At 44.5% G+C, this 14882-nt stretch carries 14 protein-coding genes; 10 read left to right on the plus strand and 4 right to left on the minus strand.

All coding sequences use genetic code 11. The features are described from left to right. Nucleotides 1-579, plus strand: a complete 579-nt coding sequence (gene sigZ, locus ACLHR0_RS19010; RefSeq protein WP_429046474.1) for an RNA polymerase sigma factor SigZ — start codon at nucleotides 1-3, stop codon at nucleotides 577-579. 44 nt (nucleotides 580-623) lie between these two features. Here sigZ and ACLHR0_RS19015 read toward each other — a convergent pair whose 3' ends face one another. Then, nucleotides 624-1409 (minus strand): phosphatase PAP2 family protein, encoded by a 786-nt coding sequence (locus ACLHR0_RS19015; protein WP_436488701.1) that lies wholly within the window; start codon nucleotides 1407-1409, stop codon nucleotides 624-626. A 285-nt stretch (nucleotides 1410-1694) separates the two neighbouring features. Here ACLHR0_RS19015 and ACLHR0_RS19020 point away from each other — a divergent pair, with 285 nt between their 5' ends. From ACLHR0_RS19020 to ACLHR0_RS19040, 5 genes are all read left to right on the plus strand, one after another. Then, nucleotides 1695-2306 carry an RNA polymerase sigma factor gene (locus ACLHR0_RS19020; RefSeq protein ID WP_436488703.1) on the plus strand — a complete coding sequence of 204 codons (612 nt, stop codon included), beginning with the start codon at nucleotides 1695-1697 and terminating at the stop codon, nucleotides 2304-2306. Nucleotides 2307-2369: 63 nt separating this feature from the next. Beyond that, nucleotides 2370-3500 (plus strand): FecR family protein, encoded by a 1131-nt coding sequence (locus ACLHR0_RS19025; RefSeq protein WP_436488705.1) that lies wholly within the window; start codon nucleotides 2370-2372, stop codon nucleotides 3498-3500. Nucleotides 3501-3616: 116 nt separating this feature from the next. Continuing rightward, complete coding sequence (locus tag ACLHR0_RS19030) at nucleotides 3617-7156, plus strand: SusC/RagA family TonB-linked outer membrane protein (protein ID WP_436488707.1); 3540 nt, start codon at nucleotides 3617-3619, stop codon at nucleotides 7154-7156. A gap of 21 nt (nucleotides 7157-7177) precedes the next feature. Beyond that, nucleotides 7178-8641 (plus strand): RagB/SusD family nutrient uptake outer membrane protein, encoded by a 1464-nt coding sequence (locus ACLHR0_RS19035; protein WP_436488709.1) that lies wholly within the window; start codon nucleotides 7178-7180, stop codon nucleotides 8639-8641. Nucleotides 8642-8734: 93 nt separating this feature from the next. After that, nucleotides 8735-9865: a TlpA family protein disulfide reductase gene (locus ACLHR0_RS19040; protein WP_436488711.1), complete on the plus strand. Its 1131-nt coding sequence runs from the start codon at nucleotides 8735-8737 to the stop codon at nucleotides 9863-9865. A gap of 72 nt (nucleotides 9866-9937) precedes the next feature. Here the strand turns inward: ACLHR0_RS19040 and ACLHR0_RS19045 are convergent, their stop codons facing one another. Next, entirely contained in the window at nucleotides 9938-10096 is a 159-nt protein-coding gene (locus ACLHR0_RS19045) for a hypothetical protein (RefSeq protein ID WP_436488713.1), read from the minus strand. An 89-nt stretch (nucleotides 10097-10185) separates the two neighbouring features. Further along, nucleotides 10186-11211, minus strand: a complete 1026-nt coding sequence (locus ACLHR0_RS19050; RefSeq protein ID WP_436488714.1) for a hypothetical protein — start codon at nucleotides 11209-11211, stop codon at nucleotides 10186-10188. A gap of 241 nt (nucleotides 11212-11452) precedes the next feature. Here ACLHR0_RS19050 and ACLHR0_RS19055 point away from each other — a divergent pair, with 241 nt between their 5' ends. Beyond that, entirely contained in the window at nucleotides 11453-12532 is a 1080-nt protein-coding gene (locus ACLHR0_RS19055; RefSeq protein WP_436488716.1) for a sensor histidine kinase, read from the plus strand. Next, nucleotides 12529-13254, plus strand: coding sequence for a LytR/AlgR family response regulator transcription factor (locus tag ACLHR0_RS19060; protein ID WP_436488718.1), 726 nt, complete (start codon nucleotides 12529-12531; stop codon nucleotides 13252-13254). The genes ACLHR0_RS19055 and ACLHR0_RS19060 overlap by 4 nt, the downstream gene beginning before the upstream one ends. 27 nt (nucleotides 13255-13281) lie before the next feature. On the opposite strand, the gene ACLHR0_RS19065 is transcribed toward ACLHR0_RS19060, so the two are convergent. After that, a complete protein-coding gene (locus ACLHR0_RS19065) occupies nucleotides 13282-13611 on the minus strand; it encodes a winged helix-turn-helix transcriptional regulator (RefSeq protein WP_436488719.1) in 330 nt (109 codons plus the stop codon). Between the two features lie 175 nt (nucleotides 13612-13786). Between ACLHR0_RS19065 and ACLHR0_RS19070 the strand changes: the two genes are divergently transcribed. Both ACLHR0_RS19070 and ACLHR0_RS19075 read left to right on the plus strand, forming a co-directional pair. Next, nucleotides 13787-14176: a nuclear transport factor 2 family protein gene (locus ACLHR0_RS19070; protein WP_436488721.1), complete on the plus strand. Its 390-nt coding sequence runs from the start codon at nucleotides 13787-13789 to the stop codon at nucleotides 14174-14176. Nucleotides 14177-14371: 195 nt separating this feature from the next. Further along, nucleotides 14372-14827 (plus strand): MaoC family dehydratase, encoded by a 456-nt coding sequence (locus ACLHR0_RS19075; RefSeq protein WP_370911817.1) that lies wholly within the window; start codon nucleotides 14372-14374, stop codon nucleotides 14825-14827. Nucleotides 14828-14882: the final 55 nt, after the last annotated feature.

The raw sequence follows: 14882 nt of genomic DNA on the forward strand, positions 1-14882 counted from the left end.
ATGCAACCTACACATATTTCGATCTGGGAAGAATTTAGTACGGAATTGAAAAGATTCATCTGCCAGAAGGTGAATCAAGGCGATCATTGTAACGATATTCTACAGGATGTTTATCTTAAAATATTTATAAATATTGGAAAGATAGAAAAGGCGCAGCACATCCGGGCATATTTGTACCGGGTAGCCAATAATGCCGTAACAGACTACTATCGCCGCACTCGTGAAAATATAGCCATTGATGCCGCACCTGTAATGGCGGAGGATCATGAAGTTTTTGCTGAAGAGCATGAGTATCGCCTTGCGGATTGCCTCCGGCCAATGATTGAATCGTTGCCACAAATCTACCGGGAGGCGCTTGTATTTACAGAACTGGAAGGATTGACGCAGCAACAGTTTGCCGGGAAGATGGGCATTTCTTTATCAGGAGCGAAGTCCAGAGTACAAAGAGCCAGGGAAAAACTGAAAGAAGAAATTATACGTTGCTGTGAATATGAGTTTGATAAATATGGGAATATCCTTGCCTGTTGTAAGAACTCACCTCCGGGTAAAAATTATTGTGCCAGCGATACCGTCATTTAAGTGTTAAGCTACAGGTCCGTGAAGGCACTGTAGCTTTTTAGTAATTACTTAGTATCGTACATCCCCTTTTTCCTGGCCCATTCTATTTTGGCCATTTCCATATCTGCAACAAATGCGGGGGATTTATACCAACTGGTAAGCAGGTGCCATGCTAAATTCCGCGATGCCTCATTGTCGCTGGGGTAGTGGATTCCCATTAGTTCCCTTGACCAACGGACTTCTTCTGCCATCTTTATAAATTGCGCTCTTTTCTCCGGTATTATTTCACTGAATATTAACGCCTCTGTAAAAGACCATAGGGTATGTCCGCTGGGAAAAGACGGGGAACTAATCCGTGCCAGTGGGTATAGCCGGGGCTCCAGGTGATAGGGGCGTGGGCGTTTAAAATATCTTTTTAACCTGAATTCAGTTACTCTGATATCCTGGATACAATGTAACATCAGCTGGGTGATGGCGGGAAAATTCTGATCATTGAACCAATCACCAACCGGGCCGGCAATATAAAACAGTTGTTTGCGGTTTTCGGCATAGTCAGCGTCCAAAGGGTTTATTATGTTTGGCCACGACCCGATGTTGGCTATATATTCTGCCCTGCGGATTTCTTCCCGCGTTCTTTTTGCCTGCAACTGTAGCATATAATCCAATTCAGCCCTGGTCTGTAAGGAACTATTGGCTGGATATTTAATATAACCAGGCAGCTTTTCTTCATCTTCTTTACTAAGATAGTAGGTCCGCATGAGTGAATTGGCGAGCGCTCCTTTACTATATTCACTCCATGGGAACGTAATGGTATCCAGTCTTTCATTTGCAGGGTCCGCAGCCGGACTCATTGCCGCCAACGATTTGTAATGATTTGATATTGGTTCTAAAGGATGTACAGATTGCGCGTATAGCGGTGCATTGATCATTGTACTTGCGACTACAACAAGCGGCAAATTCTTAAGACATAGCATCAGACCTTTTTTCTTTTCCATTAACAGGTAATTTTTGTGTTGAAGAATAATATACAGCAGTAAGACGCAGGACATTGAAAAAGGACGCAGCAACAGGGAAAAAGGGACAGCCATTATTTACCGGCCAATGTATATTGGCTGTTTTTCGGAAATTTTCCTAGATTGTGCTTCATTTACGGGGTGTCAGCCAATCAAACATATAACGAAAAAGAATTATTGTCGAGAATAGCAGAAGGCGACGAGCAGGCATTTGCTGCCATATTCGACCAGTATTATCCATTGCTTTTTACATACGTCAACCGGATTATCCAATCTACCCCCGAAACCGAAAGCATTTTACAGGATATTTTCATGAAGATCTGGCAGGGGCGTGAAACCTTGCAGTTTGTAGAGCGATTCAGCCCTTATCTCTGGGTAATGAGCCGTCACCATGCCCTCAATGCGATGCGCAACCTGGCACGCCGCAGCGCATTATTAGATGATTTTGCCAGGCAGGTTCCTGTTGTGGAAACAGAGGAAACCCGGGAGTGGCATCTTTCCCTCATCGACCAGGCGATTAAACAACTGCCGGAACACTGCCGTCAGGTATGGATCATGAACCGGGTCAACAAAATGAAACAGGCGGAAATAGCCGCAGCGCTGGGTATTGCATTGCCAACCGTAAAAAAATATATGCAGCAGGCTATCGGCCTGATCACGCAATACGTAAAAGATCATTCTTCCCTGGGACTGGCCATTACACTTTTACTTTCTCTTTTTTTTGAAAAAAAATAGGATTCACCGTATACTTTTTGAAAAGCCAGGTGTCATTTATAGGTACGGGTTAATTTATTTCATATGAATGAACAGCTAACCGAATTGTTTAAGCGTTATTTTGAAGGCACGGCTACTGACGAGGAACACCAGGAATTAATGGAGCTGGTGAGGAAGTCGGACGATGTATTGCTGGAGTCAGTGATGCGCCGGCGCTTTGAAGCGATGCAGGACACTGCGGTGCAGGCGCCCGGTGGTGCTCATGTATTAGCAGCTATTCTTGAAAAACCGGTACGGATCAAACCTGTAATGCAACATTGGTACTGGGCAGCTGCAGCTGCAATCCTGCTGTTGGTAAGTGTTGGCGGCTATTTTCAGTTGACGCATCAACAGCAAAGTACTGTTGCAGATGCACAAAAGGTAACACATGGTTACGAGCGCGCTACGCTGACCCTTGACAATGGCGCCGTTGTGCAGCTGGATAGCACAGGGCACCGTACATTGCAGCAGGGCGGCGCTTTGGTACAGCAACAGGGCGGACAGCTCGTATATGCGCCTTCAGCCAACAAAGATGCGGTAACATATAATACATTGCGCACCCCCCGTGGCGGACAATTTAAAATAACCCTTCCGGATGGAACATTGGTTTGGTTAAACGCGGCGAGTTCTATCCGCTATCCCACTGTTTTCTCCGGGCAGGAACGCCGGGTGGAAATGACCGGGGAGGTTTATTTTGAAGTGGCAAAGAATGAAGAAAAGCCCTTTAAAGTAAGTATAAATGGTAAGGCAGAAATAAATGTACTGGGTACTCACTTTAATGTAAATGGTTATCCGGATGAACGCATCATAAAAACAACCCTGCTGGAGGGATCGGTATCAATGTTGATTCCTGCCAATCAGCCGGTATTGCTCAAACCAGGGCAGCAAGCCACGGCCAGCCAGGGAGCGATCACTGTTGCCAATGATGCCAATATCGACCAGGTAATGGCCTGGAGGTTCGGGCTCTTTAATTTCGACCGCGCTAATCTCCAGTCAGTGATGAATGAACTGAGCCGCTGGTACGACGTGGATGTGCGTTATGAGGGACAGGTTCCATCGCGGACCTTCAGGGGAAAAATCAAACGTGATCTTAACCTGGCACAGGTACTGGAAGTACTTCAGGATGTAAATATCAAATTCAGAATGGAAGGGAAAACAATCGTTGTATATAATTAGCCATCAAAAATCAACCATGTAAAAAGCCAAAAGCCGGAATGCGTCAACATTCCGGCTGTAATTTGGCAATAGTCAAGTCCGGATAGATCTTGTTTTTTACCAAACCAACCAAAATTATGCAAAAAAATGTGAAAAGTGTGCGGGCCCGCGGTTCCGGGTCCCTTTATCTCTATCAAACATTGCCGCTTAAGAGCATTGCGTTCATTTTAATGTTTTTTGCCACACTTCATGTCAGCGCAAACGTGATGGCGCAGGCCAAAGTATCTATGTCAGTGAAAGGGGAGGAACTCTCAAAAGTACTGGCACTCACGGAAAAACAAACAGGCTATGTTTTCTTCTTTGATGAAAAATTGTTGTCTGCTGCAAAGCCGGTGACCATTACGGCAAAAGATTTACCACTAGTGCAATTTCTCGATCAGCTTTTCCGGGGCCAACCTTTAAAATACAGTTTGCGGAACACCACTATTACCCTTTCTGCTAAAGAACCCGCGACTAACCGCGCTGATCTGCCGTTGCAGGAGAATATGATTAATAGTGGCCAGATAGTAATAAAAGGAATTATTGCAGATGGAGATGGTAAATTTCTGCCGGGCGTGTCGGTAAGGCTGAAACCCTCAAAGATAGGCACCACTACCAACGACGCCGGGATATTTATACTGCCGGAAGTACCACCGGGTACTTATATGCTGGAAATATCCAGCATCGGCTATTCCACTACCAGTAGAAAACTGGTTGTAACAGATAAGCCATTAGAACTCGCCTTCACACTTCAGCAGGAAGCGATCGAACAAAAGGAAGTGGTCATATCTACCGGCTATTCCGTCAGGAAGCCCGGAGAGCTGACCGGCGCGGTACAGAAAATATCAGGAGATGAAATCCGGAGAGGGATCACTTCCTCCGATCCCGCGTCATTACTGAAAGGAAGAGCCGCAGGATTGTATATTTCCGAACAAGATGCCGCCGACCCCACCAGCAGCGGCGGACAGATATTTGTGAGAGGCCAGAGCAGTGTGGCAGGTGTTGGCGTAGACCAGGTGAATGAGTTTGTGGTGCCTGCGCTGAACTATGGCCCGCTCATCGTAATGGATGGCGTAATTATGCCGAATCAGAACCTGAAAGAACTCGTCACCCCACAGGAAATACAGGACATCACCATACTGAAAGATGCCGCCGCTACTGCGATCTATGGATCCAGGGCTGCTGCAGGCGTCCTGGTAGTCACTACCAAAAGGGGAACCAACGCAAAACCCCGGATTAATGCCGAGGTGAAATATGGCATCAATCAACCTAACCGCGGGCGCATGAGGTTTCTGAACGGTCCTGAACTTTATGACCTGCAAAAACGCTTCTATACCGAAGATTATTCGCAGAATAATGCCAGCCTTTCTCCCATGTTCCCTACGTTGGACAAATACCTGGAGTATCGCCTGCCCACACAGGAACAGGTGGATAATTCCTACGACTGGAGTAAATATGCTTTCATCACCACCAACACTACGGAAGTAAATCTCTCCGCCAGCGGCGGAAACGACCGCACTAAATATTATATGGGCGGCTCTTATTATAATGAGCAAGCCACTGGTGTTCTTAATGGTTTAATCCGGAAAACATTCCGTCTGAATCTCGAAAGCCGTTTAACAGACAGGCTCACCGCCACTGTTGCTATTAATGGGATTATGAATGACGGTCGTCAGGATCAGGGCTACACCATCAGCAGCCTTCAAAGTCTTGTTCCCTGGGCAAATCCTTATGACGCGAACGGATCGGTTACCCAGGCACTTAATTTTAAAATGGGTGGAACGCAGCAGGTCGTTGATAATCCGCTGTTCAACAGGCAGTATAATTTTTCAAAACGGCAGTCGCAATTGTTTTTCGGGTCTGTTAAACTGGACTATAAAATTACTGATTGGCTGAGCATTTCCAGTACGAACTCTGGTAATCTTAACTACAGCAAAAATACCCGGTATACCGATGTGAGAACTTATAACGGAGGCAGTTCCTTTTTTGCCCCGCAGGGCTTTTTGGGTACTAGCACCGCCAATCTTATGTCCTATCTTACCTCCAACCAGTTAGCCTTTAATAAAAAAGTGAACGAACATATGTTCCGTGCGCTGGCCGGTATGGAATTCGGACAAACTACCGTGGAAGATATGCTGGTAAATGTAAACCATGTGCGCGCCGGTTATCCGGTTATTTCCCTGGCCAGGGAAATGGGCGGTCCGGCCGATTTATCGCTCTATGGCATCCCTACTACCAAGGCAGGTAATATTGAGGGTGGGAAAGATGTTAAGGCCATTTATTCGTTATTTGGAGAGGCAGGATATACCTATAAAAACCGTTACAGCTTAAGCGCTTCTGTACGCAGGGACGCATCCAGTAGCTTTGGCAGTGATAACCGCTATGGCACCTTCTACTCCGGCGGCGGCGCCTGGGTGGCCAGCGATGAAGCATTCCTGAAAAATGTAAAATGGATCAGTTATTTAAAACTCCGGGCCAACTATGGAACCAGTGGCTCTCAACTTGGCGATAACTTTCTCACAAGAACGTTATACGATCCAAGGTATACGTACAGCGGGGCCGGAGGCGCCACGATTTCGGTATTAGGTAACCCGGAACTCAGATGGGAAGTAACCAAATCATGGAGTGCAGGCATTGACATGGAGATCTTTAAGCGTTTAACAGCCACCGTGGACGTTTACAAACGCCGCTCTGAAGACCTGCTACAGAAGGTGTTATTGCCGGCTTTGGCAGGTTTTCCAACACAATGGCAGAATGCGGCCACCGTGGAAAACAAAGGGGTAGAACTGGTACTGAATGCTCAGAATATACACAAACCCAATTTCTCCTGGAGCACTTCCTTCAACATCAGCTTTAACAGGAACCAGATCGTTAACGTGGCCAATGACTCGTTAAGACAGGGATATTATCCGCAAAACAGTTATTATCTTTTTAAAGGAGATGATATTAACGCATTAAAAGCAGTGAAGTATGCGGGTGTAGATCCACAAACAGGAAAGCCCCGGTTTGAGAAAGCGATTTTTGATGCGAAGGGCAATAAAGTGGGCGTGGAATATGTAAATACAATCGCTGAAGTGGACGCCGCTTCAGACAGCAGGCAGTTTCAAACCATCGGTTCTTTCCAGCCACGGTTCTATGGCGGCCTTACCAACAACTTTACCTACAAGCAATTTTCGCTGAGCGTATTAATCACTTTTGCACTAAAGTATACGATCATTGATAATTATGCTGCTTCTTCACAGGTGTCGCGTGTTGGCCGGCTGAATCAACTTGCCTACACCAAAAGCCAGGTACCCTGGACAACGCCCGGGCAAACCAATGCAACCGAGCCGGCACTTTATTACCAGGCAAATACTGACTATTTTGGATCAAGCAGGTATATGCGTGATGCCAGTAACGCCTCTCTGCGTAACGTGCGGTTAAATTACGATCTGCCACAGCCGCTGACCAACCGCCTGAAGTTATCCAACTTTACCGTGTATATAAGTGCCGACAACCTGTATACCCTCTACAATAAATATATCGTAAGCTCCGGTCCCGAAGGCCCTTCCGTGGGCGAGGCACAGGACTTTGGCAATTCGGCCGGCCCGTTAAGCATCCCCAAACGATATGTATTTGGATTACAGGTTACATTTTAATTGAAAGCTAAAAGTATTAAAATGAAAAATTACGCTATCATATTTTTAATCTCCCTTTTCGCCATGGCCTGCGATAAAAGGATTGACGAAATCAGCCCGCTGATTAAAGTGGATAAGGACGGAGAGCTATCGTCAGCCGCAGGAATTGTGGAATCTACCGTAGGAAACTACTCCTTGTTACGCGAAAATTCCACTCCGTCTTATGACGAGCCATTGCTAAACCTTTCCGAAGGCCGTGGCAACAACATCACCCTGCGGACCTTCGGACCTGCAGACAAAATAAGCGACGGTTTCTTTTTTCAAAACAGTAACAGCCCCACACTGGGTTTCAGCAGCGATTTTTACCGCGGTTCTTACCAGCTGATTGTAAGCATCAATACCACACTGGAAGGAATCGATAAATTGGAAAAAACAAACCTCGCTTCCCTCCCTGAGGCCGACCGGAATAGTATATTGTATGCAAAGGGAGAAAATCATTTTCTGCGGGCGCTTGCTTATTTTAACCTCATCAGGTTATATGGAAAACCATATTACCAGAATGCGGCAGGCAATACAGGTGTTGCATTAAAAAAGACAAGTGATGTAAAGGAGATACCTGCACCATCTACTGTTAAGGAAGTGTATGATTTTATCACGGAAGAATTGAAGACAGCCGCACAATTGATGAAAACCCCCGTGGTAAAAACAAACAGCTTTGCCAGCAAAGAGGCTGCATGGGCATTGTTATCAAGGGTGTATTTGTATATGGGGGGCAGTATGGCCAGTCCGGATGCTACTTATAATCAGGCGGCCGTAACCTATGCCGACAGTACGTTAACTCAAAATGGCGGGAAATTGGCACTGCTGCAGGGAAACGATTATAAGAACCTGTTTGCCGATGACCAGGACGGATCTATTGGCCGGGCTAAGTTCGCCGCCAATAAAGAGATCATCTTTGCATTTGATAACATGACCGGCAATACACGCATTGGCATTTACTACAATTATGATCCGACTTATGGTATGGGTGCGCTTTTTATCCCGTCTTCGGATCTTAAGCAATTATTTACCGCCCAGGATATCCGCAGTAATTTTTTCAAGGTCAATACCGGAACAGGACTAACAGAAACAACCAAATTACTGGTGTTACTTTATCAATTGCTTACCCGCGCTCCCAACATCTTTTTGCGTACCGGCGAATTGTACCTGAACAGGGCCGAAGCGTATGCTAAAATGAAGAATTACACGATGGCCAGGGCCGATCTCCGCACCATTCACACCCGCGCAGGACTGCCCGAATCGGACATCAACAGCATCGCCGACCAGGACCTGCTTGCTGCTATCCTCAAAGAAAGACGTATGGAGCTTGCGTTTGAAGGACACGCCGGGTATGATTATTTCCGCAATGGCTTACCCATGATCCGGAAGGCCGCCGATAACAACGGGAAAGAGTTGATCATTCAGCCTGACGATCCAAAAGTGGTGCTGACTGTACCAAACTTTTAAGGGGACTTTATTTACGATCATCTTTTGTCATAGAAGCCTTCAGGCCTCTAAAGGATACTATTTTGCATTTCAAATTTCAAAAACTAACAAAAAATGAGTTACAATCTGAAGATTTCGAAGACTGTGTGTCTGACGCTTCTTTCTATCCTTTGTTTCACGGTTGTTTCATTGGCACAGGAAAAAGCTAAATTATTTGTGGGCGACAAAGCACCGGAGCTTCGTTACGGAAAATGGCTAAAAGGCACACCTGTTAAGGAGTATAAGAAGGGCCATCTCTATCTTTTTGAGTTCTGGGCAACCTGGTGTGGCCCCTGCATTGCATCTATGCCACATCTTTCTGAATTCGCCAGGGATCACAAAAATGAAGTGACCGTAGTAGCGGTGAATATCTGGGAAAAAACAGGTGACAAACCTTATGAATCTTCCCTGCCCAAAGTGAGCAAATTTGTTAAAGGCATAGGCGACAAAATGGACTTCAATGTTATCACTGACAGCAAAGACCAGTTCATGGGAAATGAATGGATGAAGGCTGCCGGTCAAGGTGGCATTCCCTGCACATTTATGGTGAAAGATGGCATTATCCTGTGGATAGGACATCCGATCGAATTGGATTCTGTAGTAAAGGTGGTAATGTCTGGAAATTACGACGTAGCTGCCACCAGGAAGAAGCTACAGGAAAGAAATGAACAGTCAGACGCCGCAGCAGCTCCCTTTCAGGGCCTGATGAAGGAGTATGACAAAGCCATTAAGGATAACCAATACAGCCATGCCTTGCAGCTGCTGGATTCCGGTATTGCCACCATGCCTCCCTTTGCCGGAACATTCGGTTTCTTTAAGTTCCAAACCTTACTGGAACATGTGAATGAAGATTCGGCAATGGCTTTTGTAAGACCATGGCAGGCCACCAAGCCAGGATATGTAGGCTCTGCCGCTGCGGTAATTGCAAGAAAGAAGGGATGGAAGAAGTCAACTTATGAATATGCGTTGGAGTTGCTGAATGAACAGCTGAAAGTACCGCAGATGCCCGCCTCTATGGTTTATGAAGAGATGGCCGGCGCTTATGCCAACATGGGCGATTACAAAAACGCGGTAGACTACCAGGAAAAAGCCATTGCAACCGCAAGGCAGTTCCTGAAAGATGGTAAATTCGCAGGTTTTATCATGGAAGATACCATTAAGGAATCTGAAAAGAAATTGGCCGGATATAAAAAGGAGCTGAAGTAAAATAAACCGGGCATCAACTACTTAGGTCTTCCACTGCAGACCTAAGTAGTTTTTATACATAACGGAAAATGCCTACTGATCAAAATCTATTGGCAGATAAATACCACGATAACCATTTTCTTTAAGACAGTTAATAACATCATCTGCGGTAAAGAAAAATCCTTCCACCCTCATCATCCTGTCTTCATCTTCCAGGTCAAAGGTTATCCTCAGGTATGGATATATCTGCAAGAGATCACTTATTATATTCCCGGCTGCAACGGCGGATTGAACATCTGTTTTGAAAACATTTACCATCGTCATAAGGTGATTGCTGTACATTACTTTTTCTTTCCTATCAGCGAAAAAGGGTTGAACGATACCCCTACATTAAAATAGAAACCTGGATCGGGACTGGTCTGGAATACTGGCGATCCGAATGAATCTTCCTTTCTGAATATCCTGCCGGATGGGGTTATCCTCACACCTGTTTTTGCGGCAACCACAAAATACTTTGCGATAAGATGTTCATAGGTTAGCCCTGAGTTGATATCTAATTGCCTGTATTCGTACTTTTGAGAAGTACCGTCTATATTGTACAGGTAAAAGGAGGTTCTGTTCATCTCTGCTCCCAGCGACACACGGCCATTGGTGAATACATGCTTTCGCAGGTAAGCACTTTTTGGGAGAACAACATCTGCAACCAGTCCGTTATTGAATTTATGCTCATAGGAGAAAATTGGTATAACCGGCGTTTGTGCGCTCGGATCAATACTGAGGAGGATACCAGCTGTCATTTTTGTGCGTTGATTGGCTTTCAGGACCATTGTTCCCGTCGCTATCCCTCTAACCCTTTCAAAATGCTTGTCACTGCCATCTACCAGGATACTGGACGTATAGATAGTTCGTTTATTGAACAAGGTGGAAAAATAAGTAAAGTTGACAGATGAAAAAAGATAATGGAAATCTCCCTCAACAGTGGTAACTGGTCCTCCAACAGATGTTGTTAAACCGGCATCCGTATTCGTATACACATATCCGATAGTAGCACCCAGGAACCATGTTTTTCTTTTTATAAAATTGATATTTGTACTCACTTTTACCTGCGAAAAACTATTGACCTTATTATCAGGCAACGACTTCCCGTTTCTCTCCGAAGAAAAGTTGTAAGGAGCGGAATGGGAAAACTCTATATTAAAGGGACGCGTAATGGTGAATTTATCGGCGGCATAAGCCACTACCCGTTGGCGCACATCCGCGCTATCTTTCACAGCGCCGGGAATGCTGTCAGGCGTCTGCGAAAAGCCGGTTACCGATAAAGTCAGCAAACCGGCGACTAATGACGCGGTATTTTTTGAAATATCCATCTTCTTTATTTTATACTTTTAATGATAGACCAGGAAAAAAAATTTATCGTTGATGAGACGGAACAAAGAAAGGATTTAAACCATCGCAGTTTTCCTGTTTTCTACCAAGCCGGTTACATTTTATATCAAATCCTTTCCGGCCGGAATTTGGTAGAAGAATAGCGGGGGTTTGTATAATTTCTGGTAGCCGTAGGATATATCGTTCTATATTTGTGTGGGATGTCAGACATCCTGTAATATTATGAAGAACGATCTCCGGGAGTCAAAGGATAAGAAGCTTATACAACTGATCATTGACGACCGGTACAGGATTTGGCGTCATACTATACTATTGATTGGATTCCTTCCTGTAATTTTCTGCACTGACGAGATATTGGAATACTCCGGGCCCTACAGGTATTACCGGCTGCTATGTGTGTATGGATCTATAATGGCGATGTGTTATGTTAACATGAATGTGCTGGTGCCCAGGATTTTTTTTAAGGGACGGTACGTAAGATACCTGATAGTGCTTTTTTTGCTGGTATCGGTGTTTGTAGTACTGATGGCTAATCTATTGAGTGCATTCTCCTCATCCGGGCGACTGCCGGCGCACCTGGTTATGCCCGACAGGAAAATGGGGTTTTATGAAGGAACGGTTATATTAGTCCCCATCATCCTGGTCACCACCATGATAAAGCTCTTCCAGCGATGGATGCGGGATAATGAAAGGATCGCCGAGTTAAAGAGCATCACCCTGACAATGGAACTGAACGAATTGCGGAACCAGATCAATCCGCATTTCCTCTTTAATATGCTCAATGGGATCAGGGCGCTGCTGCACAGCGATCCGGAGAAAGCAGACATGGTTATCATGAAACTATCCGAATTTCTTCGTTACCAGCTCTATGAGAACAACGAGACAAGAACATTACTCAGGTCTGAGATAAATTTTCTGTCCAATTTCCTTGACCTGGAAAAACTCAGGAGAGATAACCTAACCGTTAGTGTAGAAAGCCCTACAGCAGCCACGGTACTCAATCATATCTTTCTGCCGCCTAATCTTTTCACTACCTTTGTTGAAAATGCGGTGAAGCATAGTGTGAGTATAAGTGAGGCTGCGTCTTACATCAGGGTCAGCATAGCTGTTGACGTGAATAGGCTTTATTTCAGTTGTGTTAATTCCACAGATCCGGGATATATACCTTCTGATGAAAAGAACAGCGGATTGGGATTAGCGAATATTAAGAGGCGGCTTGAACTTTTATATGGCGCTGATTATGGTCTTGAGATCACTTCTTCCGGGAATGAATATAATGTAAAACTAACAATACCGTTATGAACTGTATTATTGTAGATGATGAGCCATTGGCAAGAGAACAAATGCAGTCAATGATCAAAGAAGTATCCCAGCTGGAGATATTGGGGAAATTCTCCAATGCCCCCACCGCACTGGACTTCTTAAAAGAAAATGAGGTAGATCTTATTTTCCTCGATATTCAAATGCCGATGGTAACGGGATTACAGTTTGCCGCACAATTGCCCAGGCAAACGCTTACCATTTTCACCACGGCCTATCCACAGTACGCTTTAAAGAGTTACGAGCTGGACGTTATCGACTACCTGCTTAAACCTATTGAAAAATCAAGGCTGGCGAAAGCGATTCATAAAGCGGAGACATACCGGAAGCTGCTTTCAGATGATACCGAGAAAAGCACTATTGAGTCCAACACCGTTGACTTCTTACTGATCAAATCAGAGCGGAAATTCCACAGGATTAGTTTTGCGGATATCAAATTCATTGAGGGGCTGAAAGACTATGTAGTCATGTATGTCGGTAACCAGAAACTGATTACTGCCATGAACTTAAAAACCATCCACCAGAAACTACCACAACAGCTTTTCCTGCGGGTTAGCAAATCCTACGTAGTGAATTCGAAGTATATAGATTCATTTGATCACCGAAGTATATTTCTCGGAGATGTAGAGATCCCAATAGGGGAGGTGTATAAAAGAGATTTCTTTTCCGTCTTTTCAGGCGGCTCGCTTAACCCGGAAGAGTAAACGGGGTTGCCGTGGAAACGGTGAATATTATACGAGGTTTTCCAGGCCGTAGGATGCCAGTTTATCAACGATGGGCAGTGCCTTTAAGCCTGTCTTAGTTAAACTGTATTCAACCCTTGGCGGAATTTCAGGATAAGCCGTTTTGGACACCAGTTTGTTTTTAACCAAAGCATTTAATTCCTGGATCAGCATTTTTTCGCTGATGCCGGGAATCGTTCTTTTTAGATCTCCATATCTTATTACCCTGTCATTGATCTGATACAATATTAGTAAAGTCCATTTACCACCTAGCAGTCCAAGGGTTCTCCTTACGGGGCAGTTTTCGTCGCTAGGATTAATTTTTGATTTTTTCTCCATTGATTTTCAATATTTCTTACCACAAAGTAAGTACCCTACCAGTTGGTAGGTATTTTCCTAAAGGTAAGCAATACATACCTTTACGCAATGCCTGCGATAAAAATGCCGGATTTTAAGCATCCGGCAAATACTCCTGGGATAGATAGAAATTATACACTTTTAAAACCGGTAAGAAATGACATCAAAAGAAATAATTGAAGGCTACTTTAAAGCGCTTGAAACAGGAGACGTTCCTAAAGCCTTTTCGGTTTTTGCGCCGGATGCCAGGTGGCATCAACCAGGAAACCATAAATTTTCGGGTGTTAAAAGCGGCCTGGAAGAAATAGGCAATATGCTTGGAACAATGATGGAGGATGTAGCAGGAAGTTTGGTTGTTAAACCGAATGGCGCATTGATGGCAAGCGACAATTTGGTAGCCTGCCCGGTTCGATTCACTGCCACGAAAGGAAGCAAAAGCATAGACATGAATGGGGTCGATTTATTTGAAGTTAAAGAAGGGAAAATTACGCAGGTCTGGCTATTTTCAGACGACCAGCAGCAGGAAGATATGTTCTGGCAGGACTGAGTAAACAGAGCCTATTTTGACTGGAAGTCCGCTATGGTAGCGGACTTTTTGTTTTTCTAAAGCCCTTTTAACAAATTAAATGGGCTGATGTTTTGGATACTTGAAGAAATAGAAGTAAGTTGGAAATCCGTTTATCCTGGCGAGTTTATTGCCTGGGCGCGCTTGTATCTATAAATAATAATAAAAGAAAGAATTATGGTAATTGTAAACAGTTTCGCAGAATATCAAGCGTATGAGGGTAAAGAAATAGGTAGCTCTGAGTGGCATAAAATAGACCAGGAACAGATCAACAAATTTGCGGATGCAACACTGGATCATCAATGGATCCATTGCAATGAGGAAAGAGCGAAAAATGAAGGGCCATTCAAAACGACTATTGCCCATGGTTATCTGACGCTGGCGCTGATTCCTTATTTATGGAAGCAGATTGCAGACATCCGGAATGTTAAAATGGAAATTAACTACGGCATAGAGCGGTTTAAGTTTGGTCAGGCGGTGTTTGTAAACGATGAAGTACAATTGAAAGCGAAACTCAATTCCATCGTCGATTTAAGAGGAGTTACCAAAGTAGTAATTGGCGCTACGCTTAGTATTAAAGGCAAGGCGAAGCCGGCTTATACAGGTGATGTGGTGTTTTTATACCATTTTTAATGGTAGTTTATCAAATCAAAATAATATGACGCAATGTGCCAGTGCCGGAAGCGGT

This window comes from Chitinophaga sp. ARDCPP14, from assembly GCF_051362515.1.
Classification (GTDB): Bacteria; Bacteroidota; Bacteroidia; order Chitinophagales; family Chitinophagaceae; genus Chitinophaga.